Source organism: Dyella terrae, from assembly GCF_022394535.1.
GTDB lineage: Bacteria > Pseudomonadota > Gammaproteobacteria > Xanthomonadales > Rhodanobacteraceae > Dyella.
This window is the reverse complement of sequence record NZ_CP089414.1, coordinates 5,243,791-5,263,905: the sequence shown is the minus strand read 5'-3', so window position 1 is coordinate 5,263,905 and position 20,115 is coordinate 5,243,791. Positions and strand designations below refer to the sequence as shown.

24 protein-coding genes and 1 pseudogene are annotated in these 20,115 nt (G+C 60.8%); 16 read left to right on the top strand and 9 right to left on the bottom strand.

The genetic code is table 11. The annotated features are described in order from the left end of the window. Window positions 1-17 precede the first annotated feature (17 nt). The 4 genes from DYST_RS23415 (at window position 18) to DYST_RS23400 (ending at window position 2,237) form a co-directional block, all read left to right on the top strand. Window positions 18-731 (top strand): RHS repeat-associated core domain-containing protein, encoded by a 714-nt coding sequence (locus DYST_RS23415; RefSeq protein ID WP_239948897.1) that lies wholly within the window; start codon window positions 18-20, stop codon window positions 729-731. A gap of 242 nt (window positions 732-973) precedes the next feature. Next, window positions 974-1,168, top strand: a complete 195-nt coding sequence (locus DYST_RS23410; protein ID WP_239948895.1) for an MbcA/ParS/Xre antitoxin family protein — start codon at window positions 974-976, stop codon at window positions 1,166-1,168. A 69-nt stretch (window positions 1,169-1,237) separates the two neighbouring features. Continuing rightward, window positions 1,238-1,501: a hypothetical protein gene (locus DYST_RS23405; RefSeq protein WP_239948893.1), complete on the top strand. Its 264-nt coding sequence runs from the start codon at window positions 1,238-1,240 to the stop codon at window positions 1,499-1,501. Between the two features lie 370 nt (window positions 1,502-1,871). Further along, window positions 1,872-2,237, top strand: a complete 366-nt coding sequence (locus tag DYST_RS23400) for a hypothetical protein (protein ID WP_239948891.1) — start codon at window positions 1,872-1,874, stop codon at window positions 2,235-2,237. A 41-nt stretch (window positions 2,238-2,278) separates the two neighbouring features. Here the strand turns inward: DYST_RS23400 and DYST_RS23395 are convergent, their stop codons facing one another. Then, entirely contained in the window at window positions 2,279-2,869 is a 591-nt protein-coding gene (locus DYST_RS23395) for a DUF6037 family protein (protein ID WP_239948889.1), read from the bottom strand. Between the two features lie 199 nt (window positions 2,870-3,068). After that, the gene (locus DYST_RS23390) at window positions 3,069-3,425 is read right to left on the bottom strand and encodes a helix-turn-helix domain-containing protein (protein WP_239948887.1); all 357 of its coding nucleotides are present in this window, start codon (window positions 3,423-3,425) and stop codon (window positions 3,069-3,071) included. A 144-nt stretch (window positions 3,426-3,569) separates the two neighbouring features. Between DYST_RS23390 and DYST_RS23385 the strand changes: the two genes are divergently transcribed. The 8 genes from DYST_RS23385 (at window position 3,570) to DYST_RS23350 (ending at window position 11,987) form a co-directional block, all read left to right on the top strand. Then, a complete protein-coding gene (locus DYST_RS23385; protein WP_239948885.1) occupies window positions 3,570-6,590 on the top strand; it encodes a CHC2 zinc finger domain-containing protein in 3,021 nt (1,006 codons plus the stop codon). 3 nt (window positions 6,591-6,593) lie between these two features. Continuing rightward, complete coding sequence (xerC, locus tag DYST_RS23380; RefSeq protein WP_239948883.1) at window positions 6,594-7,589, top strand: site-specific tyrosine recombinase XerC; 996 nt, start codon at window positions 6,594-6,596, stop codon at window positions 7,587-7,589. Window positions 7,590-7,689: 100 nt separating this feature from the next. Beyond that, window positions 7,690-8,379, top strand: a complete 690-nt coding sequence (locus DYST_RS23375) for an RHS repeat-associated core domain-containing protein (RefSeq protein WP_343214844.1) — start codon at window positions 7,690-7,692, stop codon at window positions 8,377-8,379. A gap of 26 nt (window positions 8,380-8,405) precedes the next feature. Next, complete coding sequence (locus DYST_RS23370; protein WP_239948881.1) at window positions 8,406-8,822, top strand: hypothetical protein; 417 nt, start codon at window positions 8,406-8,408, stop codon at window positions 8,820-8,822. 300 nt (window positions 8,823-9,122) lie between these two features. Then, entirely contained in the window at window positions 9,123-9,956 is an 834-nt protein-coding gene (locus DYST_RS23365; RefSeq protein WP_239948879.1) for an AbiJ-NTD4 domain-containing protein, read from the top strand. A 306-nt stretch (window positions 9,957-10,262) separates the two neighbouring features. Then, complete coding sequence (locus DYST_RS23360) at window positions 10,263-10,616, top strand: hypothetical protein (RefSeq protein ID WP_239948878.1); 354 nt, start codon at window positions 10,263-10,265, stop codon at window positions 10,614-10,616. Window positions 10,617-10,658: 42 nt separating this feature from the next. Beyond that, entirely contained in the window at window positions 10,659-11,144 is a 486-nt protein-coding gene (locus DYST_RS23355; protein WP_239948876.1) for a hypothetical protein, read from the top strand. 441 nt (window positions 11,145-11,585) lie between these two features. Then, window positions 11,586-11,987, top strand: coding sequence for a DUF2628 domain-containing protein (locus tag DYST_RS23350; protein ID WP_102305175.1), 402 nt, complete (start codon window positions 11,586-11,588; stop codon window positions 11,985-11,987). An 89-nt stretch (window positions 11,988-12,076) separates the two neighbouring features. On the opposite strand, the gene DYST_RS23345 is transcribed toward DYST_RS23350, so the two are convergent. From DYST_RS23345 to DYST_RS23320, 6 genes are all read right to left on the bottom strand, one after another. Further along, the gene (locus tag DYST_RS23345; RefSeq protein ID WP_239948874.1) at window positions 12,077-12,532 is read right to left on the bottom strand and encodes a hypothetical protein; all 456 of its coding nucleotides are present in this window, start codon (window positions 12,530-12,532) and stop codon (window positions 12,077-12,079) included. Between the two features lie 231 nt (window positions 12,533-12,763). Further along, window positions 12,764-13,018, bottom strand: a complete 255-nt coding sequence (locus tag DYST_RS23340; RefSeq protein ID WP_239948872.1) for a hypothetical protein — start codon at window positions 13,016-13,018, stop codon at window positions 12,764-12,766. Between the two features lie 27 nt (window positions 13,019-13,045). Then, window positions 13,046-13,564 carry a 2'-5' RNA ligase family protein gene (locus tag DYST_RS23335; RefSeq protein ID WP_239948871.1) on the bottom strand — a complete coding sequence of 173 codons (519 nt, stop codon included), beginning with the start codon at window positions 13,562-13,564 and terminating at the stop codon, window positions 13,046-13,048. Between the two features lie 107 nt (window positions 13,565-13,671). Continuing rightward, window positions 13,672-14,130 carry a hypothetical protein gene (locus DYST_RS23330; protein WP_239948869.1) on the bottom strand — a complete coding sequence of 153 codons (459 nt, stop codon included), beginning with the start codon at window positions 14,128-14,130 and terminating at the stop codon, window positions 13,672-13,674. Window positions 14,131-14,300: 170 nt separating this feature from the next. Further along, a complete protein-coding gene (locus tag DYST_RS23325; protein ID WP_239948867.1) occupies window positions 14,301-15,644 on the bottom strand; it encodes an amino acid permease in 1,344 nt (447 codons plus the stop codon). Between the two features lie 55 nt (window positions 15,645-15,699). After that, window positions 15,700-17,220 (bottom strand): DcaP family trimeric outer membrane transporter, encoded by a 1,521-nt coding sequence (locus DYST_RS23320; protein ID WP_239948865.1) that lies wholly within the window; start codon window positions 17,218-17,220, stop codon window positions 15,700-15,702. A gap of 489 nt (window positions 17,221-17,709) precedes the next feature. Between DYST_RS23320 and DYST_RS24225 the strand changes: the two are divergent. Together DYST_RS24225 and DYST_RS23310 are read left to right on the top strand one after the other, a co-directional pair. Then, window positions 17,710-17,829, top strand: a pseudogene (locus DYST_RS24225) (DNA-binding response regulator); the annotation flags it as partial. Between the two features lie 94 nt (window positions 17,830-17,923). Continuing rightward, window positions 17,924-18,352: a LuxR C-terminal-related transcriptional regulator gene (locus DYST_RS23310; protein ID WP_239948863.1), complete on the top strand. Its 429-nt coding sequence runs from the start codon at window positions 17,924-17,926 to the stop codon at window positions 18,350-18,352. Between the two features lie 44 nt (window positions 18,353-18,396). Here DYST_RS23310 and DYST_RS23305 read toward each other — a convergent pair whose 3' ends face one another. Next, window positions 18,397-19,149, bottom strand: a complete 753-nt coding sequence (locus DYST_RS23305) for a hypothetical protein (RefSeq protein ID WP_239948861.1) — start codon at window positions 19,147-19,149, stop codon at window positions 18,397-18,399. Between the two features lie 248 nt (window positions 19,150-19,397). Between DYST_RS23305 and DYST_RS23300 the strand changes: the two genes are divergently transcribed. Together DYST_RS23300 and DYST_RS23295 are read left to right on the top strand one after the other, a co-directional pair. Further along, the gene (locus tag DYST_RS23300) at window positions 19,398-19,613 is read left to right on the top strand and encodes a hypothetical protein (RefSeq protein ID WP_102305185.1); all 216 of its coding nucleotides are present in this window, start codon (window positions 19,398-19,400) and stop codon (window positions 19,611-19,613) included. 105 nt (window positions 19,614-19,718) lie between these two features. Beyond that, complete coding sequence (locus tag DYST_RS23295) at window positions 19,719-20,021, top strand: hypothetical protein (RefSeq protein WP_239948860.1); 303 nt, start codon at window positions 19,719-19,721, stop codon at window positions 20,019-20,021. Window positions 20,022-20,115 lie beyond the last annotated feature (94 nt).

Here is a 20,115-nt window from a genome sequence, read left to right as displayed (position 1 = left end):
GGACGCACCGCCGCCCCATGCTCGCTGCGCTCGCCAAACCGCGTCGCATCAAGGAAAGCCACCGCCGTCGGCGCAGGGGTGCGTCAAGGGTGTGGTTACCCGGCCAGTACTACGACGCCGAGAGTGGTCTGAACTACAACGTTCGTCGGTCCTACGAATCAGCTACGGGACGATATGGTGAGCCAGATCCATTTGGACTGGCTGCGGGGCCCAGTGTATATGCCTATGTGGGTGGGAATCCGCTGAGTTTTGTTGATCCGCTTGGTCTCACGCAATGGCAAGGGACGATGACGGGCGGCGGCGCAGCGGTGGGGATAGGCGGCTCGTTCTACGAGTTTGTGCTCGATTCCGAGTGCAAGAACGGAAGGAAGGCGCATGTAGTAGTTGACGCTGTCGGCCCAACTTTTGGTCCGAATATTAAGGGCACGCTACCGGCTGGTCTCACTTCGTCCTCCGTTACTCTTAACGATGGATTGGATGACGTAAACCCGGATGTACTGAATGGCTGGTTCATGATGTACAGCGCCGGCGCTTCCCTATTCAAGGGGTACAGCGCCTCGATGATTCAGCTAGGCGGAAATGGTCGAGGGCTTCAAAAGCCCATCAATTCCGGCGCTTTTTCCGGGCCATCCTTTGGATCGGAGAAAGGAATTGAGATAGGGGCCGGTGTGACTGCGGGTTCGAGCACGGTGATGGAGAGCAGTTTCACTTCTTGTGGATGCGGCAACTAATGAAGAGTGTCTATCGCGTTATCAAGGTGATAATCGCCGCGAATGCCATGGCATTTTTGGGAATGCTGATAGCCTTCCTGATCGTTCTCTTTTTCTGGGGTCATGGCACTGCGTCGAAAGTATGGACCGCTCCATACTTCTATCTGCTTGTTTGGCCGCCATCGCTGTTCATCTGCATCAAATATCTGAAGACATAAACGGTGTCGCGGCTGCGGTGATGGTGAGGAATCGTGCAATCAGCAATGGAAAACCCACATGTGGTTCGTGTCATCGCTGCAGCCGAATCGGTCTCCGGTGATCGAGCTAAAGCGGTCGAGTGGCTGAGCCAGCCACTCGATACGTTTGGCGGCAAGACGCCGTTGCAACTGACCGCCGAAGGCCGCCTCGATGCCGTGATCAGTTACCTCCACTCCATCGCCTCCGGCTTCGTCGGCTGAGCACCACGGGCACGTGACATCGGTAGCGCGATAATCCGCTACCGATGTCACGCACCAGGAGGAAGGTTGATGAGCTACGCCGCCGATGACGCCGAGATGTCGAGCGCCCGAGAAATCCTCTTCCATTGCCGTGGCAAGCTCTCGGCAGAGATCCGGAAGGAAGCCTCACGCAGCCAGCCTGATACGCAACACCTGGCTGATCTGGAAGGGGTGATGTCTCAACTGCGCGACGAAATCGACGCTGTCACAGCCGGCGACCGCGCCGTAACTACGCGGGTCCGCTTGCTCTACGGCATGTTGATCAAAGCCGCTTACGCGTCGGCCTCGCACTGATCGGTTGCCTCATCGCTGCATCATGTTTGCCACATCCATGCATCACGATACGTTACCCGTGCACCATCGTTGCATCACCGCTGCATCATCCGTGCATCGCGACGTGGCCCGCTGGGCCACGTGATCATGCTTGACCTTCTTGGCGTGCGCGGAGCGGCTTTTTACGGGTGTTTTTGGCCGGCTTAGGCCCCTTATCCCTTAAGCCGATCCGCCATACACCATACGCACCTAGTCAGGTGCAGCAAGTGCATGACGCGCAAGAACAATTGCAAATATGATGCAAATGCCTGCGTATATGGCCGTCTATACGAAAAGCGAAATCGATGGCTTCTCAGCGCGATCGTTTGCTATACATGCCGCTATACGGTGCATGTGGAAGCAAACAACGATGGCGAAGATAGTCCCGATCCGCTTCAGTGACGAGGTGTATGCGCGCTACGAGGCGATGGCTGCTCAGGCGTTCCCCGAGCCGCTGCCGGTGTCCACGTACCTCAAGAAGCGATTGGCGGCCGGCGACAATACGGCCGAGGCGATGATGATGCTGCGTCAAACGGTCGAGGACCTGGCCGACCGCGAGGCCCCGGCGTCGAGTCCTGAAGCATCGCAGGCCGATACATCAAACATGCTGCTCGAAATCCTACTGCTGCTTCGATCGGTGGCCGGTCTCCAGCACATGCGCGGCGTGCATAGCGAACTGAAACGTATCGGTGTCGAGGTGTGGCAGGGAAAAGCCTAAAGGCTGGCGTGACCCGACTCGGGTCACGCCTTGTTAGCCGATTACTCGGGAATGAAGAAAGCGATCGCCCGCTCCGGCCGATGCGTCCAACGGGTGCTCTGATTACGTCGCCGTGAAAAATCATGGGCGCGCTGACCCTGCAAGCGACGGGTCTTGGCCAGGTTTTTTGGCGACACACTCTCGCCCTTGATGCTGTTGTCTTGCCACCCGCAGAAATAGCGCTTGGCTGACTCCTCGATATCCGGGTAGTACCGCACCACGTCGTCTGCCGTGGCCGCTTCGCGTGGCGAAGTGTGCGGTGGAATATGCTGGTTGAACTCCTTGAAGAAGTCCGTGACGCTCAGGTGCTGACCACTGCCGGCGTTTTGAAATAACGCTTTGCGCAAGGCATAGAAAATCTCCTTGGGCTCGATGAAGGGCTTGATCTCGAACGTTGCACTGACGTCCATGAAAATAACGAAGTTATGGCCCAGGCAGCCCATCACTAGCTCGTACGGTGCCGTGTCGGCAAAAAACAGGCACTCAAAGGTCAGGTGATTAAGGGTGTAGCGAAACTTGGCCCGCCCGATGCCCTGCGCCTGCATGCTGCGATAGAGCGGCTCCAATCCGGTTAAACGCATAGCTCTGAGCATCCTCATGGTGACCTGGTTAGATCATACGGGTGCCAGGGAGCGGAGCCATAGCGGTGACCCGACTCGGGTCAGGCTGGAATTATTAGCCCGCTAATATTTTTAGACATAGAAAAAACCTACCTCACAGGCCGCTCACGCGACCTGCGAGGTAGGTTTATGCGACAGGCTATCGAGAGCCGAATCGTTATCTTTTAACCGCTCAGTGGCCCGCTTGCTGCAGCACCGTGTCGAGCATCTGACTGACGAACTTCTGCTGCGCCTTGGGAAGCTGGCTGACCTGATCGAGCTGCTGTTGCAGCTTCGATGCGGGTCCTCGTTTGCCGGCGCGCTTGCTGTCCTCGCCGAGCAAATCCTCGACCGTCGTGTTTAACGCCCTGGCCAAGGGCGGTAGCAAGGCCACGGCGATGCGGGACACGCCGCCCTCGTAGTGGGCCATCGTCTGCTGAGCCACGCCCAGGATCTTGGCCAGCTCTACCTGCGTGATGTCCGCTGCCTTGCGGCGCTCGGCAATCCGCCGACCGAGCTGCTCATAGAAGAGTTTTTCTTTAGCTGCCATGGGCATCGGATGCTGAAAAGTTGCACCGAGCATAGGAGGCACTCCGCTGGACCTTGGTTGACTATACTCAGAATATGAGTACTCTGCTATCGAGTTATTTTTTAGTCGCCCCTCTTGACAGGCTTTTGGCCGGAGACCCGTTTTATGGCCCGCATCCCCGAGCACGAGATCGAGCGCCTGAAAACGGAGGTGTCGGTGCAACGGCTGGTTGAAGCGCGCGGCATCGAGCTGGCCCGCCACGGCGCGGACTGGATCGGCCGCTGCCCCTTCCACAACGACAAGACGCCCTCGCTGGTCGTGTCGCCGGCGAAGAACCTGTGGCACTGCCTGGGCGCGTGTCAGACGGGCGGCACGGCGATCGATTGGGTGATGAAGAGCGAAGGCATCAGCTTCCGGCACGCGGTGGAGCGGCTGCGCGAAGGCGTGACCACGCTCGCGACCGGCGATGGCGTGCGCCGCTCGACGGTGACGAAGCTGCCGGCGCCGGTCAGCACCGAAGCCGATGACAAAGCCCTGCTGCACCAGGTGGTCGATTACTACCACGACACCTTGAAGCAAAGCCCCGAAGCGCTGGCTTATCTGGCCGCGCGCGGCCTCAATCACCCCGAGCTGATCGAGCGCTTCCGGCTGGGCTTTGCCAACCGCACGCTGGGTCTGCGCCTGCCGGAGAAAAACCGCAAAACCGGCGGGGAAATCCGTGCCCGCCTGCAGGCCGTGGGCCTGCTGCGCGACTCCGGCCACGAGCACTTGAATGGCTCGCTGGTGATCCCGGTGTGGGACGAGCACGGCGACATCACCGAGCTGTACGGCCGCAAGATCACGCCTAATCTGCGCAGCGGTACGCCGCTGCACCTGTACCTGCCGGGGCCGCATCGCGGCCTGTGGAACCTTGCCGCCGTGCAGGAGCATCGCGAGATCATCCTGTGCGAAGCGCTGATCGACGCCATGACCTTCTGGTGCGCCGGCTACCGCAACGTCACTGCGTCCTATGGCGTCGAAGGATTTACCGCCGATCACTTAGCCGCGTTTAAGCGCTACGGCACCGAGCGCGTGCTGATCGCGTATGACCGCGATGCCGCGGGTGATGCGGCGGCCGAGAAACTGGCCACCCGCCTGATGGCCGAGGGCATCGCCTGTTACCGCTGCCGCTTCCCGCACGGGCTCGATGCGAACGACTACGCGCTGAAGGTGACGCCGGCCAGCCAGAGCTTAGGCGTAGTGATCCGCTCGGCCACGTGGATCGGCAACGGGGCACCGACCCCGATCACGACGCCGAGTGTCGCATGCGACAGTGCAGCGGACGTGTCGCCCACTATCGCCGCGTCGCCGGCACCCGAGCTGGCACCGGAACCTGCACCGGAGCTTCCCGTTTTAGCCGCCTCGCCCTTGCCGCCGGCCGCGCCGTCGCTGCCGGTGGAGGTGGACGAACGCGAGCTGCGCGTGACGCTGGACGATCGCGCGTACGTGGTGCGTGGCATCGAGAAAAACAGCGGGTACGAGCAGCTCAAGGTGTGGATCAAGGTGCAGCGCGCCGCGTATCTGCACATCGACACGGTGGAGCTGTACGCCGCGCGGCAGCGTCAGGGATGGTGCCGGCAGGCCAGCATCGAGCTGGGCATGACGGAAGAAGCGATGAAAGAGGATCTGGCCAAGCTGCTGCGCGTAGTGGAGCTGCGCCAGGATGAGCTGATCCGTGCGCGACAGTCGCCAAAAACCGCCGCCACAGCCACGCCCGAGGTATCGCCCGAACAGCAGGATGCCGCGATGGCCTTGCTGCGTGATCCGGCGCTGATCGAGCGCATCATGGAGGACGTGGCCACGCTGGGCGTGGTGGGCGAAGACCACAACGCACTGGTGGGTTATCTGGCCTGCGTGTCGCGCCGGCTCGACAAGCCGCTCGCGATCCTGATCCAGTCCACCAGTGCCGCCGGCAAATCCACCGTGATGGACACGCTGCTCGCGCTGATGCCGGACGAGCAGCGCGTGCACTACTCGGCGATGACCGGGCAATCGCTGTTTTACCTCGGCGAAGGCGACCTCAAGCACAAGATCCTCGCCATCGCGGAAGAAGAAGGCGTGCGCCAAGCGGCTTACGCACTGAAACTGCTGCAATCGCAGGGCGAGCTGACCATCGCCAGTACCGGCAAAGACCCGACCACCGGCAAACTGGTCACCGAGGAATACCGCGTCGAAGGGCCGGTGATGCTCTTCCTGACGACGACGGCCATCGTGATCGACGAGGAACTGCTTAACCGCTGCCTCGTGCTCACCATCAACGAAAGCCGCGAGCAGACCGAGGCGATCCATCGCCGGCAGCGGCAGGCGCGCACGCTGGAAGGCTTGTTGGCCGCGCAGACCTCTAGCGACATCCGTGCACTGCATCAGAACGCACAACGCTTGCTGCGACCGCTGGCCGTGGTGAACCCGTATGCGGAGCGTCTGACCTTCCGCAGCGAATCCCCACGCCTGCGCCGCGATCACGCGAAGTACCTGACGCTGATCGACGCCATCGCCTTGCTGCACCAGTACCAGCGCCCGATCCAGCGCGCCGGCCGGCTGGAATACATCGAGGTGACGCTGGCCGACATCGCGCTGGCCAACCGCTTGGCCGGCGAGGTGCTGGGCCGCTCGCTCGATGACCTGCCGCCGCAGACGCGCCGCGTGCTGGGCGACGTGGTGACCTACGTCGAAGGGTGCCAGCAGGCGCAGGGCTTGGCCCGCTCGCAGGTGCGGTTTACCCGGCGCGAACTGCGCGATGCGACCGGGCACGGCGACACGCAGCTCAAGCTGCATCTGGCGCGGCTGGAAGATCACGAATACCTGATCGTGCATCGCACCGGCACGCGCTTCCACTACGAACTGGCGTTTACCGGCGATGTGCATGACACGCACCGTCAGCTGATCGGCTTGGTGGACGTGGCGACGCTGGACACCACTACGACGGCAGATCGGTCGGGGGCATCCCGTGATCGGTCGGACAGCGGTCGTGGTGCGGTCGGTGCCGTGGCGGGGGAGCATCGGTCCGGCGTGATCGCGGCGCAGCCCAACGACGATGCGGCCTCATCCGTTTTAGTGGCAGCTCGTCCATCCACTACGCATCGCGGGACGGAGACCGCGCCGTCGCATCGTAGCGAGGCGTCGTACCGCGCGATGCGAGGCGCGTAAGCGATGCCACGGGCCGGTCATTACGGCGAACACCGCCGGTTGCTGGAAGCCCCCAGCCCACCGGACAGCATGGCGGCCTGGATGCGCCGGTATCTGGAGGTGATGGTGGCCCTGGGCTACAGCGAAGAGCTGCTGCGTGCCCGCCGGCAAACGCTGGCCGTCTTCCTGGCGTGGTGCATGGATCGCGGCTTGGCGCGGCCCGCCGAGATCACCTTGCCGATCCTGGAACGCTACCAGCGCCATCTCTTCCAGTGGCGCAAGGCCAACGGCGAGCCGCTGAGCCTGCGTGGCCAAGCCTTGGCCGTGACGCATCTACGCCACTGGTTTAGGTGGCTGGTGAAGCATCACCACATCCCGACCAACCCGGCGGCCGATCTGGACCTGCCACGCGCGCCGCGCGTGACACTGCCCGAAGGGCTGCAGGCCGAGCAGATGGACACCCTCTTGGCCCTGCCGGACGTCGAGGACGTGCAAGGCCTGCGCGACCGGGCGCTGCTGGAACTGCTGTACTCCACCGGCGTGCGGCGACAGGAAGCACGTAACCTCTCGATCTTCGATCTGGACTTCGTGCACGGCGTCGTGCGCGTGCGTCAGGGCAAAGGCGGCAAGGACCGCCTCGTGCCGATCGGGGAGCGTGCGCTGGCCTGGGTGCGCCGGTATCTGGATCAGGCGCGCCCGCAGTTGGTGATCGACGCGCATGAAACCGCGCTCTTCCTCAACCGCTTCGGGCAGCGCCTGGGCAACAACGGGCTGGCCACCACCGTGCGCCGGTATCTGGAAGCGGCCGGCGTGCGTCAGCGCGGCGCCTGCCATCTGCTGCGGCACACGATGGCCACGCAGATGCTGGAGAACGGCGCGGACATCCGCTACATCCAGGAGCTGCTGGGCCACGAGCGGCTGGACACCACGCAGATCTACACGCACGTCTCCATCGGCAAGCTCAAAGAGATCCACACGGCCACGCACCCGGCCGCCAAGCTGGCCCGCGCCTCCGACTGATACCCCCGTCGCACGCCCTGCGGCCCGCGCTTGCCCGCGTGGGCGTGGGCGCGTACAAAACCGTCTCAAGGGATTTTTAGCCAGGACGCACCGCCGCATCATGCTCGCTGCGCTCGCCAAACCGCGTCGCATCAAGGAAAGCCACCGCCGTCGGCGCAGGGGTGCGTCAAGGGTGTGGTTACCGGGCCAGTATTACGACGCCGAGAGCGGGCTGAATTACAACGTCCATCGCGACTATGAGGTAGCGACCGGGCGTTACATTCAAAGCGACCCTATCGGAATCGAAGGCGGTCTTAATTCTTATCTCTATGCAAATGGAGCTCCATCGAATTACGTCGACCCAAGCGGGACGCAGTTCCTGGTACCGTTGCCCGAGCCCCGCCCGGTGGCCCCGCCTCTCCTCGATGCGCCCCCCAACTATCAGCAACCAGTTCGCGTTGATCCGGCCGTGGAATGTTTGATCAACATATTCTGCGCGCCCGCTGCCATCACAGCCCTGGCAACGGCGGACTGGGTAACTGTGCATGCGACCAACCAGTCGCAATCAAACCCGCTAACAGGGAAGCCCGGAAGCGAGGTCACCTGCCCGAATAAAAGGGGTGAGAAAGGGCAGACCCGCCGATACGGCGAAGATGGTTTCCCTGATGTTGATACAGACTGGGATCATTCACACGGAGGTTTAGGTAAGCCACATGTTCATGATTGGGGCCGCCCGCCTGGTGGCGGGCCACCCACCAATGACGATCGCGGCGCAGGGCGTCCACCGCAGCCGGGCGACCCTGGATTCTAAATGATCGATTATTCGAGGATAGGAAAATGTTAGTCATCGAGGATGAAACGGTGGTTTACCCAAACGTCCACGACGCATTGGTTCTGGGCTTGCTACTAAATGGGGATCGCAGCGTTTCGATCCCTTTAAAAACAGCTGACGGGCAAGCCATGTGCCTTGTACTTAGTGGAGTTGAACGGCTTAAGGCTGACAACTTCAGAGAGGGAAACACAATCCTTAGCTTAACGGTGACATCTTCATCGACATTGGACGTGGGCGATGTTGCTGAGGCATATGGCGTAGCACCAAATGACAAGGCCTTCCTTCCGCAAATTCTCGAAAGACTAGTCAGGGAAAAATGTATTGCCGTGAGGATCAATCCTTCCTTCGGGTGCGCACTGGTATGTGTTTGCCGAGATCTAGACGTACAAGAGAAGTCTTTTTTCATGCCGCGAGATGTGTGAGAAAAGGGTCAGTGAAAAGGATGTCAGGAAAAAAGGCACCGAAGAAGCAGAAGAACGGGGTCAGGTTGGACTACCCCCGTTTCCCCCAATCACCAATCACCAATACCCTTCTTGGCTGAGCGTGGTCTCGGCGATGCTGCAGCCGGCCTGGGCATTCGACATGGGTAATCCTGCGAGCAACGAAAAACCCGTCTTGTGTGCGGGTTCGAAGGGACGGTGGTTTTCGGGGACGAACTCGACCGTGCAGACTGGGGCAGATAAAGTGCGGGGGTATCAATGCCGCACTTCAGGGAAAATCGGATGGCCCGCTTCAGCGAACGCAATGGATTCGTTAAACCACGGGATCTGATTCAGATCCATAGCATGGACGACGACCTGAGGAACGGCCTATGGAACGTCCTGTATCTCCATTACTGGGGCAATCCTCGATTTGACCATTTGGTCGACCCACACTCAGCATCGAGCATGACTCGATCCGCGCAACTTGGCAGACAGTTGTGGTTGCACTACTTCAAGCGCCCTGTGGCCGAAGCCCCGAGGTCAAACCTGGGTCTCAGAGAGTTCATGTCGGAGTGGTACAAGGCGGCTCCTTGGCATCAGGTGTTCGATCTGATCGAGTTCTTACTCGATACAGGAATGGCCGTACGAGCTGACGTCGAGTCGGATCTGAAGTTCATCCTCGAACGGGAGCGATCGGGATACAGGCTCGTTAGCGGTCAGTTCGTCAAAATCACCGACGAACAACAGCTTCAGTCCGTCGAAGATGCTGCTGGCAGCCCGTTTAAGTCGGCAGCAGCGCACATCCAGCAGGCGGTCCAGCTCTACGCCAACCGAAAGGCACCTGACTATCGCAATGTAGTGAAGGAGTCCATCTCGGCCGTCGAGAGCGTGGCACGTATGCTCACCGGAAAAGACGACTTAGCACCAGCCCTGGCAGAGCTCGAGAAGAAACATCAACTCCACGCCGTGCTGAAACAGGGCTTCATCAAGCTCTACAGCTATACCAACGGCGAGGACGGCATCCGGCATGCAATGCTCGACGACAATGTCGAAGTGACAGAAGCCGATGCGCGCTACATGCTCATCACCTGCAGCACGTTCTTGAATTACCTCGTCTCACGCTTCGGCAGTTAGCTCCATGACTTCGTGAAGTTTCCAGGTTGCGGGCGACAAAGACTCCTCGCAGATGGCATGAGTCCAGAAGTACCAAAATAGGGGTCAGAGAAATCAGGGGTACTCCACTCTGCCCCGTTTTCACTGCGCGAATATACATAGGCCCAAGCACAGAGCGCGGCGCACGAATGCGACGTGCATCTCATCTAATGGGCTGACTGATACCTCCTGCGAAATACTCCCTCTATCCATATTGCCTAGCGCGGCAAGCTCATGCACTTTGCTTATGCTCAATGACGAGCGTCTACTTAAGCAAGGAGATAACCTATGAAGTCACGCTTCATGATTGCGTCGCTTGGCGTGTGTCTTGCCGCCTCAAGCCTCTTCTCTGCTACCGCCGCTGCGCAAACCCAAGTGGGGCCGACCACGATCCGGGTCTTCAATAGTGGCTGGGCCAGTGACCAGTTCAGCATAGGCAACGGCTCGACAGCGACCAACCCGGCAAACTGCCCCTCGTCAGACCTGTACGAGCTGGGCTCAACCAATGGCGGCTACAAGACAATCCTCGCCACGACGCTAACTGCGGTGTCTTCTGGGCAGAATGTATCCATCGTCGTGAGCAATACAACGTGCGGCTCAAGCGGTCGTCCGTTGATTATCGGCTTGGCGATCAATCCTTAATCCTTGGCGCCGCACATCAATCGCACGGATTAAGGAGGATTCATGAAGCTACGCGCATACGGCTCTATTGGCCTTCTAGCGTTGGCTTTCGTCACTGCTCCCGCCTTCGCAGGCACGTCGACAACTCTGTCGATCAAGGGTCTAGCCATCCCGGGCAAGCAAGTTGTCGTTCAAGCCACGCTCACGGGAAGCCATATCGTTTGGGACGGCCCCGGCTCAGTCCCACCCGGACTGATGAAGTTATATGGAGCTGGATCGAGCATTGGCCAAGCTGTTCCTGTCGTTCCGAACTCCACCGGAGTGTCTTGCAAGCTGATATCAGATCCGTCGTTCAACCGCGTGTGTCATGCGCCGAACTCGATCGTATCGTTCGCCTACACATTTCCGAAGGGCACGACGTCAACTGTCAGCTTCTACGCGCACTACGATGGTGACCAGGACAGCGATGGCTCATCGTCGCCAACATTGACCGTCACAGCTCGACACCCGTCCGTTGCACCAATCATCAGTACGCTTTTCGACGACTAAAGTGTCTCCACCGTCGGCGGCGAATGCCGCCGACGGTCGGCCCTGGACCATCCGCGATTTCTCGGACGGTTTACGGGCCGTTCTGATGAAGATCGGGCCGGCTTTGATGTCTGCATTGCTTTGCCGTGTTGCGCAACGACACGACACCTATAGCGAAGCCGCTGAAGCCTAAAACACACCCACTGTCATAACCCTCCCCATGACGGCGCAGCATTGCTGCGAAGCGATTCCCCACCAGCGCAGCCACGTCATCTGCCAATCATCGCCCTGATGTAGGGGAGTTCCTACATCCATATGGGTCGAGCACCACACTTCGGATGGGCGGCGTCGGCTAGCCCGCTCGCCGTCATCCACCGATAGTTGCGCCACTCGGACGATTCTTAAATCCGTGACGGCGGGCGATGCCGCTCAACCTCTTACTTCATGTCGATAGGACTTTTTATGGATGCGACCAGCACAACAACCTACCCGCAGAAATGGCAGGATCGGTTTGCCTTCTTCGAGCAGCATGGCGCGCCCAATAGCCCTGGCTTCAAGGAAGCGTTGAAGGCGCTGCCGTACGGTCAGCGCAGGAAGATCAACTTCAACTGGCTGGCGTGGTTGTTTGGGCCGTTCTATTTTCTGGTGGTCGGCATGTGGCGCAAGGCGCTGACGGGCTTTGGCATCGCGATTGCCGTGGGTGTGGTAACGGCCTTTTTACCGGGCAGCATGGGCGACATCCTCAGTCGCGGTGTGGGCTTTGCGCTGGCGTTTCTGTTTGGTCTGACGGCGAACTACGCTTACTTCCTGAAGGAGCGTCGCGGCGACACGGGCTGGAATCTGTTCGAAGGCATGCGCTGGTAAGGATGACCTGCGCGACTCTGCCCGCTCACTGGTGTGCCATTGGATGGCTGTCGTTACCTGCGTTGCAGGTGTCAGTGGCCTTGGCGGGATCAGCCAAGGCAAAGCCGGGCAAAGTCACGGCACCCCGTGTCCACGCGTGGATCGTGGATGATCAAGGCAAGCACAGCATGGAAGTGCTCGCGTGACACGGGGTTAGGGCCGTAGCCGTTCTGGAAGTCTTCATCGCCCATGGTGCGATCCAGCCAGCCGAGTACCGTGGTGCTCGGCTGTCGCTGCAGAGAGGCGAGCAACTGGGGTGTGTAGGCCTTGAACGGCTGGCCTTCGATAAAGGTGCCAAAGGGCCCTGGCCCACCCATATCCAACAATGGATAGCGCTCCACCAAGTGGAGGATGCGCGCGAGCACGTCGTGGTAGTCGAAGATGCCCAGGTCATCCAGGTGCTCGTGCACGCAGTCGATGAGTAGCCATTTGTTGCCCTGCTCACTCGCCGCTTTTGCGGCGGCATCGAAGGCGTCAAAAACACTCTGCAGATAGTCGTCTGTCATGGCCGCGTGCTCGCCAGGTTCGAGTCCGTTTGCACGATAGGTGCGCGCTTTGTTTGGGCGGCACGCTATCAGACCCATTGCAGTTAAGGGAATGGGATGCCCGCACGTACAGAAAAGCCGCCGCATCGCGCGGCATCAGCGTCACGATGCGCCACACCTGGATGGTTACGGGCCATCCGCTGTTCTTGCGTGCGCAGCCGATGACGCGCGCCGTGCAGGCTCTGCCCTGCGCTATGACGTCGTCTTTGGCGTTGCCTCGCCGGTGATGGCCTGTGCGCTCATCGCATTCGCGGGCGTGCTGTCTGTTGGCAACGCTTGCAGGGCTGCCGAGCGCACGTTGCGCAGAAAGGTCACGCCAGTAACGAACTTGGCCTTCGCGCCATCCGGGTCGGATGGCGCCACGTCCACATAGTTGTCGAACAGCGCTTTCAGGCGATCTGCGTAGGCGTCCTGGATGATGTCGGCGTCCGCGGGTGGGTTGACCATGGATTCTCCTGAGAAGTGGTGATGCGGTCAGTACAGAAACGGGTAACTCGCCCATTCTCGCCAGCGCCGGTTTTCGCTCACCAGCAGCGATAGGGATTCGCACCAACCATAGATCGGCCCGTGATCCGCAAGACGCGCCTGAAGCTCGTTGATCACGGCGGTCTTCTCTTGCTGCACGTTCCGGGCGACGGAAAGATGAGGTACGAAATCAGGAAAGGCGCCGCCGCCCTTCGGGTGGTCGGGGAATGCGCGTTCGAGTGCCGTGGCCATGTGCACGAGGGGCTTGGCGGGTTCGGGGGCCAACCACACCACGGACGGAAACGTGCGTACCTCCCCGAGGCGAAACATGGGCGCAGGCAATTCGGCGGCCACATCACGCACGCGGGCGAGTAGACCGGGCGTCAGCAGCTCGCTGTCGATAAAGGGATAGATGAGCGTGATGTGCGCGCCAAGCCCGCGGCGTGCGGAGGGGTCATACAGCTCGCGAAAGCTGCCGACGACCGGCTCGGCCTCCGGCACCAGCAGCGCTAGCAGGGTACGCGCCATGGTCGACCCATTGCCTTCCTGTGTGCCGGCACACCGCCGTGAGCGGACACTATGCTACCTGCGTCAACCGTGACGCTCGCGCGCACGTCACGGCTACGAGCTGTTCGTCAGTACCTGCTAGCACCAACGCAGGCTCGTCGGAGGAAGTTGGCGACCACTGCCGGCACGTCCTCCCACGTCATGGGTTCCAGCCCGTCGTCGCCTTGCAGCATGCGTGCGAAGGACACGCCGTCGTCTTCACCGGCAAGCGCAGCCAGCACCGGCGTCGTGAACGACGTCGATGTCTCACCACCGGTCAGGGACTCCCACTGGGTGCGGTTGACACTTGGGGAACGAAAGAGCGTCCACGTCCCGGTCCAGGACGTTTTTCCATCGCGCACGACGTCAAAGGCGTCGCCCTGAATCAAATAGATCCCGACGAGTACAGCCATGAGGAACTCCTTTTCATCCGCTGCGCCATGGGGGAAACGCCGGCGAAGGGGCTTGGCCGGCGGCATGACGTGCTGAAAATGCTCACGCGTTAGCTTATTGAGGACGGGCTGCCGCCATCGCATGGCAAAGGTCATGGCTGTAACCGCATGAATTTACGACGCTTCCGCGCCGCGACATAGGCATTGTCCTAACCGGGATCAAGGACCTGCGCCGCGAATCGCGAGATCCATCGACTCGCAATATCGCCCTGCCCGCAGAAATTGCTGCGAAGCAGCATTTTCTGGCGCTAATGTGCTGACCGAAATCAGGCGTCGTGACGAACCCGGGGCTGGCGAATGCGAGGCTTCAGCACGGCCTGCATCTTCACCAGCGCAAACAGCGGCGTGGACACCAGCAACACCACCAGCGCCTTGCGGTTGAGTTCGGCGGACTGCCCTAGCACCACACCTACGCAGTACGCGCAGGCCAGCAAACCGACGACCACCAGGAAATTCCGACGGGCAGACGTAAGCCCCAGTGTCCGGTTGAGCCGCCACATCGCCACCACGGAATAGATGTACGGCAACGCCATCAGCACGACGGTGGCATTGGTGATGGTGGCGAACTGCGTGGCGATGTCGGGCGAGGTGGTGAGCACCAGCAGCAGTGACATCAGCACGCCGGTGATCACCAGGTTGCGCGTCGGCATGCCATATCGGTTGGTGACCGCAAACGTGGTGGCGAACATGCCGTCTTGCGCGGCGGCCTGTGCGGATTGCGCCACGATGAGTATCCACCCCACCAACGCGCCCGCTGCCTTGAGGATGGCCGCCAGCGAGATGACGATGGCCGCCCAGTTGCCCAGCATCACTCGGGCGGCGTCGGCAAAGGGGGCACCGGAGACGCGCAGCGCGTCGTTGGGCAACAGCCCCATCATTACGGTGCAGCAGGCAATGTAGATCACCGTGGACACCACCAATCCGATCACGGTGGCAAGCGGTACGTTGCGCTTGGGGTTCTCGATAACGCCAGCCGACACGGCTGCGCTCTCCACGCCAAGAAACGCCCACAGCGCGATGGATACGCTGCGGTCGATGGCATCGAATGTGGAGAGGCCGCCGGGGTTCCAGCCGGCCTGAAATACATCCGCACGAAACCAGAACCAGCCGAGCAGACCCACGAATGCAATGGGCAGAATGCCCGCCATCGTGCTGATCGTGGTGAAGTGCCCCACTACATTGGCGCCGCGCGTGTTGAGCCAGATAAACAGCCAGATGATGCCTGCCGTGCTCGCATTGGCGAACCATGGACTCTTGAGCACGGGAAAGAACACCGCGAGATATCCGGTCACGGAAACGGCGATGGCCACGTTGCCGATCACGTTGGCGCCCCAGTAAAGGAAGTTGGTCTGGAAGGCGGCGAACGGCCCCAGGTGGTCGCGCGCATACGCATAGGGCCCACCCGCCTGCGGTTCGACCATGCCCAGGTGCGCGAACACCAAGCCCAGCGCACTGGCGCCGATGGCAGCGGCGATCCAGCCGAGCAGGGAAATGCTGCCCACGCCGGCCATGCTCGACGGCAGCAGGAACAGCCCGGTGCCCACCATGTTGGCCACCACCAGCGAGGAGGCGGCCAATAGGCCCATCTTTTTTACGGGTTGTGCGGCCATGCTGTCTCCCGCGTGACGGTGGCTAACCGTGTGCGGCCTTCGGCGCGCGTGCACATCATGGGTTGAGGTCGTAACGCAACGTCGTCTGGACGCGCTGCCCTTGCCCGCGCATGTCTTCGAGCGAGATGTTCTGCCCCCACAGGTATTCGATGCCGAGCATCGCGCGCTGGCTGAATTGCCAAGCGAGGTTGAGGGAGGCGAACTTGGTGCTCTTGGGCAGCTCGCGATCGATCAACATGTCAGCCGTGGGGCTGATGCGCAGGTAACCGTAGGATGCGCTGGAACTGAGGGTTTCCGTCCAGCCGTGTGTGTAGCCCACGCCCCAGCCGCGTGCGCGAATGGCGCTCAGCGTACCGTTGTTGGTGAATGCCGCATCCAGCCCGAGGCCGGAGATGTCCTGCAGGAAATTGGCGTAGCCATGGCCATTACTGAACCAGCCTTGCGCACTATCCAAATCGAAAACCTTGGTGCTGCCCGTCAACTGTGTGGCAAAGGCGGTGGTGCGCTGGGTATGGCCGTTGGTCGAATCCTGCATGCCCAGGTCGCGAAACAGATTGGCCCACTGGATGTGCCAGTCCGGCGTTTCCCAGCGCAGGCCCAGGGTGAAGTCGGCCAGGCGCGAATACGGCGAGTAGTTGCCGACTTTGGTGATGTCCGCGTTCGGCTTTTCCATCGATAGCGGCAAGGTGAGCTTGCTGTCACCCGAGCGGTAGAGCACCGGCGAGAAGCGAATCTGCGGCCCGTACTTGAACGTGAAGGAATTAGGGCCTTCGTAGTCGAGCGTGTTAGGAAACACGTCGATATCAGTGAACGCGGAGATGTTGTAGCCGGCGAGCAGTGTGTAATACCTGTTATCCAGCTCGCCGTAGAAGAACTGCATGTTGTACGGCATGTCGCCGGTGCCGCTGCCAAAGAAGTTGTTCTTGTAGACGACCTTGAGCGTGCCGTAGTCGGTATCGCGGCGGAAATCCATGCGGAAGATGCTTTGCCTCGCACTGAGATTGGTGCGCCATCCGCTGCCGTAAAAGGGTTGTCCACGCACAGGAATGGACGAAGGTACGAACAGGTCGGACGAGCCCATGTAGGTGTTGTCGATCATCGTGTCGAGCTGCGCCACCAGATCGAGCTTCAGCAAGTTGCCGGTATCGCCCAGCCTGACGTAGCCCTCCGGCAAGGGCTCAGTGACACCGGCGGGTGCCGAAGGTGGTCGGTACGGCGGTGGCTTGGACGGCTCGGGTACAGACGCGGACGCCACCAGTGGCGCGGCAGACGCCTGCGACGGGGCTGGCGTGACGGGTGCAACGGGCACCGCAGGGGCCGCCTGCGACACCGTCTCCTGTGCGGATTCCTTCGCTTCCAGCTCGGCCAGGCGTTGCTGCATCTTCTGCATCACCTGTTGCTGGGCTTCCATCTGTTGGCGCATTTGCGCGACCTGCGCCTTCAGGTCATCGGACGACGCGCTGGCTTGAGCGAAGGCGGTGGGCGCAAACGATGCAACGCAGGAACCGGCGAGCAACGAGCAAAGAAGGCGTAGGCGGTAAGACGTCGGTGTCGCTTGGCAAAGCCGTGGACGCATAAGAACACTCCTGTTCGAACGCCAAGGGCAGCCTGGGACCGCAAGCACGCACTCATGCCTTGCGCGAAGTGCGCCAGCACGAGAGAGGGAGTCACAGAACACGTTCTCGGGTCGCAGGGCGGGAATCACTCCATCTGCCCTCACGCAACACCGACACATACGCCGCCGAATGCGGACGCCACCCGAGACCGATTAGAGCCGAAAAATTGTGGAAGCCCCGTGAACCAGATCAATGGCCCCGGGGCTTATGTCGCATCTAAGTAAAATTTCGCAATGACGAAAGCATGGCTAAGGGATTTAAATAGCCATGTTTCCACCTGGCAGCTATCCGGTTGCTGGCTGCCAGGCAGGTTCCCATGATGTTTGCTGTGACAGGTTTCATGAGCGCTGTGTGAAGACTACAAATGACTTGTAAGCTCCTCCCTACAAGTCATTGCAAGTCGAACAGCTACCCTATGTTGGCTATACGAACATTCGGGACGGAAAACTGTGGGCCTTCGCATCATTCTCGCTGACGACCACCCCATCTTCCGCAGCGGCGTGCGCGCGCTGCTGGAGAACAGCAGCAATGCTCACGTCGTCGCCGAGGTCGGTTCACCGGCCGAGTTGATCGACGCGGTGGAAAAGCAGCCCTGTGACTTATTGATCTCCGACTTCAGCATGCCGGGGGGGCCAATCGGCCGACGGTCTGCAGATGCTTGGCATGATCCGCCGGCGCCGGCCCGACCTTCCCATCGTGGTATTGACCATGGTGAACAACGGCGGCGTGCTCAAGGCCATTCTGGCTGCCGGCGTACGCGGCCTGATAAGCAAGACAGATGCGCTTTCGGAACTCACGCTGGCCGTGCAGGCCGTGTCGCATGGACGGCCGTTCCTCAGCAGCAGCATCAGTCACTTGATCGACGAAGGCGGCCCGGGCGGACATGCGGATGACCACCCTGCACTCTCCAAACGCGAAACCGAAATGCTGCGTCTGTTCGCGTCAGGGTTCACGGTCACTGAAATCGCGGGACAGCTCAACCGCAGCGTCAAGACCATCAGCCGCCAGAAGATGGACGCCATGAACAAGTTGGGGTTGAAGAACGACCTGGATGTCTACGCTTACGCGCGCGAGCACGGCATCCTCGCCTGAGCATGGGCCATCACCTCGCCTGAAGGCGCGACGGCGTCCTCGCACTAAGGTACGTTGAGGACTTCCAGACCCTTGTCGCTGAAAAACGCAAGGCCGCTGCCCAACATGGCTATGCCTTGCACGATGGCCATGCTATGGGGCGAGGCATCAGCGAAGCGCGCCACGTAGGCAGGCGTGAATATCTGCTTCCATTGCGCAGCCAACTGCTTGGCATCGCGGATCTGCACAGGTTTGTCCGGGCCATGATTCACGCGCAGGGGAAAATGCACGTAGCGCGCCGCGAGCGCACTATCGCCTTTCGCTACCGCTGCGCAGAAGCCCTTCGTGCGTGCTTCGAACACATCATCCGTTTCGTCGGTGATGGACTGATACCAATGTCCATCAGGGCTGGCGGTGAACAAGCCACCACCCTGCAGTTTTACCGGCAACGTGATCTTGCCGTTGCTCCAGCTTCCTTCGAGGCCCACGCTGTTGTCGAAATCCAGCGCCCCGCCGTCCTCGCTGCCATTGCCCACGAAATGCAGGGTCATGGTGGCGCCCTGTTCGTGCAGGGTAAACGTGTTGTTGCGCCACTCACCGGTGAGTGGAATATCGGTGAGGTGGCGGAAGTAGTAGTAACGACTGGGAGCGACTTGCTGACCCGCCATGCTGAGGATCAAGCCGATCCGTTGCGGCCCCAGCGTGCCATCGTAGGTGGCCTGTTGCAGTTCGTTGGCGTGGGCGACACGCCAGGGCACAGTCGCACATAGACAGGCCAGCGTCAGGCCCCATGACACCCAGCTTGCGGGAACTCGCATGACGACATCCTTGGCTCACGGCACCGGGCCGATGGCGCCCTAGCCTACTGGGCCCGCATGGCCACTGCATGCATGGTGCGCCGCGGAATGGCGTGGATCATGTCTGGTTCGGGCATGGCACGTTCCTTGATTGCCATGGACTGAAGCATAGCGCCCCGCAGAACAATAACCCTTCGATGGGGCCCGCTCGCTGGACTTTCCCACCACCCAACGCAAGACCGTTTCGCGAGCGTCAGGGGCGCTCACGCATGAACATGAACTTCTGTGTCGTAGATGAGACACACCACGAACTTCAAGTGCTTTGCGAAGTTGACCGGTTGCCCGGTCGCGTTGCGTGGCGTGCCCATATCTATGGCTCGGTATCGCCCCAGGAGGAGCTGAGCGGTGAGGCGGTGGACGAGGACGCGGTGGCCGGGCACGTGCAGGCCGAGGTGCTCGACCGGGGCATTTTCGCCAAAAGCTGACCCACAGCGTCATGGGCATGACAAGGAACGACAGCCGCCAGTTGCATCTGCACAGGGAGCTCGCGCACCATCTCAGGCGGCTGTATGAGTGGTGCGAGCGTAGTAATGCCCTTTTCGACCGAACGCGTATTGCTGGCCTGGGTTGAGGACTTGGAGCAAGGGCTCGAGGAGCTGTCGCGAGGCTCCCGGAGGCCACACCACGACGAACTCCTGAAAGATCTGCTGGAGTCGGCCCAGGGTCTCTTGGCACTGTCCCAGTCAGAACTGCGCAAGCTTTCGACCGCGAGCATTCCGCTGCTCGGCAACGATCCCCGGAACATCCATTCTTCCGACGACATCCGGCAGCTTTGCGACCAACTGCGCCAGCTTTTTCCAGCTGACGGCGGCGATCGGGAATCGACTGACTGAATCATGCGTGCCGTCGTCCGCAAGACGAACCGTTCGGCGCGCCGCCTGTGCCGCTAGCACCGAGGCGACATGCCATTCCTCTGTAACACCATGG

Bases quoted from the DNA above. Each gene is read 5' to 3' on its own strand.
- DYST_RS23415 (WP_239948897.1), top strand. From the start codon at position 18: ATGCTCGCTGCGCTCGCCAAACCGCGTCGCATCAAGGAAAGCCACCGC.
- DYST_RS23410 (WP_239948895.1), top strand. From the start codon at position 974: ATGGAAAACCCACATGTGGTTCGTGTCATCGCTGCAGCCGAATCGGTC.
- DYST_RS23405 (WP_239948893.1), top strand. From the start codon at position 1,238: ATGAGCTACGCCGCCGATGACGCCGAGATGTCGAGCGCCCGAGAAATC.
- DYST_RS23400 (WP_239948891.1), top strand. From the start codon at position 1,872: ATGTGGAAGCAAACAACGATGGCGAAGATAGTCCCGATCCGCTTCAGT.
- DYST_RS23395 (WP_239948889.1), bottom strand. From the start codon at position 2,869: ATGCTCAGAGCTATGCGTTTAACCGGATTGGAGCCGCTCTATCGCAGC.
- DYST_RS23390 (WP_239948887.1), bottom strand. From the start codon at position 3,425: ATGGCAGCTAAAGAAAAACTCTTCTATGAGCAGCTCGGTCGGCGGATT.
- DYST_RS23385 (WP_239948885.1), top strand. From the start codon at position 3,570: ATGGCCCGCATCCCCGAGCACGAGATCGAGCGCCTGAAAACGGAGGTG.
- xerC (WP_239948883.1), top strand. From the start codon at position 6,594: ATGCCACGGGCCGGTCATTACGGCGAACACCGCCGGTTGCTGGAAGCC.
- DYST_RS23375 (WP_343214844.1), top strand. From the start codon at position 7,690: ATGCTCGCTGCGCTCGCCAAACCGCGTCGCATCAAGGAAAGCCACCGC.
- DYST_RS23370 (WP_239948881.1), top strand. From the start codon at position 8,406: ATGTTAGTCATCGAGGATGAAACGGTGGTTTACCCAAACGTCCACGAC.
- DYST_RS23365 (WP_239948879.1), top strand. From the start codon at position 9,123: ATGGCCCGCTTCAGCGAACGCAATGGATTCGTTAAACCACGGGATCTG.
- DYST_RS23360 (WP_239948878.1), top strand. From the start codon at position 10,263: ATGAAGTCACGCTTCATGATTGCGTCGCTTGGCGTGTGTCTTGCCGCC.
- DYST_RS23355 (WP_239948876.1), top strand. From the start codon at position 10,659: ATGAAGCTACGCGCATACGGCTCTATTGGCCTTCTAGCGTTGGCTTTC.
- DYST_RS23350 (WP_102305175.1), top strand. From the start codon at position 11,586: ATGGATGCGACCAGCACAACAACCTACCCGCAGAAATGGCAGGATCGG.
- DYST_RS23345 (WP_239948874.1), bottom strand. From the start codon at position 12,532: ATGACAGACGACTATCTGCAGAGTGTTTTTGACGCCTTCGATGCCGCC.
- DYST_RS23340 (WP_239948872.1), bottom strand. From the start codon at position 13,018: ATGGTCAACCCACCCGCGGACGCCGACATCATCCAGGACGCCTACGCA.
- DYST_RS23335 (WP_239948871.1), bottom strand. From the start codon at position 13,564: ATGGCGCGTACCCTGCTAGCGCTGCTGGTGCCGGAGGCCGAGCCGGTC.
- DYST_RS23330 (WP_239948869.1), bottom strand. From the start codon at position 14,130: ATGACCTTTGCCATGCGATGGCGGCAGCCCGTCCTCAATAAGCTAACG.
- DYST_RS23325 (WP_239948867.1), bottom strand. From the start codon at position 15,644: ATGGCCGCACAACCCGTAAAAAAGATGGGCCTATTGGCCGCCTCCTCG.
- DYST_RS23320 (WP_239948865.1), bottom strand. From the start codon at position 17,220: ATGCGTCCACGGCTTTGCCAAGCGACACCGACGTCTTACCGCCTACGC.
- DYST_RS23310 (WP_239948863.1), top strand. From the start codon at position 17,924: ATGATCCGCCGGCGCCGGCCCGACCTTCCCATCGTGGTATTGACCATG.
- DYST_RS23305 (WP_239948861.1), bottom strand. From the start codon at position 19,149: ATGCGAGTTCCCGCAAGCTGGGTGTCATGGGGCCTGACGCTGGCCTGT.
- DYST_RS23300 (WP_102305185.1), top strand. From the start codon at position 19,398: ATGAACATGAACTTCTGTGTCGTAGATGAGACACACCACGAACTTCAA.
- DYST_RS23295 (WP_239948860.1), top strand. From the start codon at position 19,719: ATGCCCTTTTCGACCGAACGCGTATTGCTGGCCTGGGTTGAGGACTTG.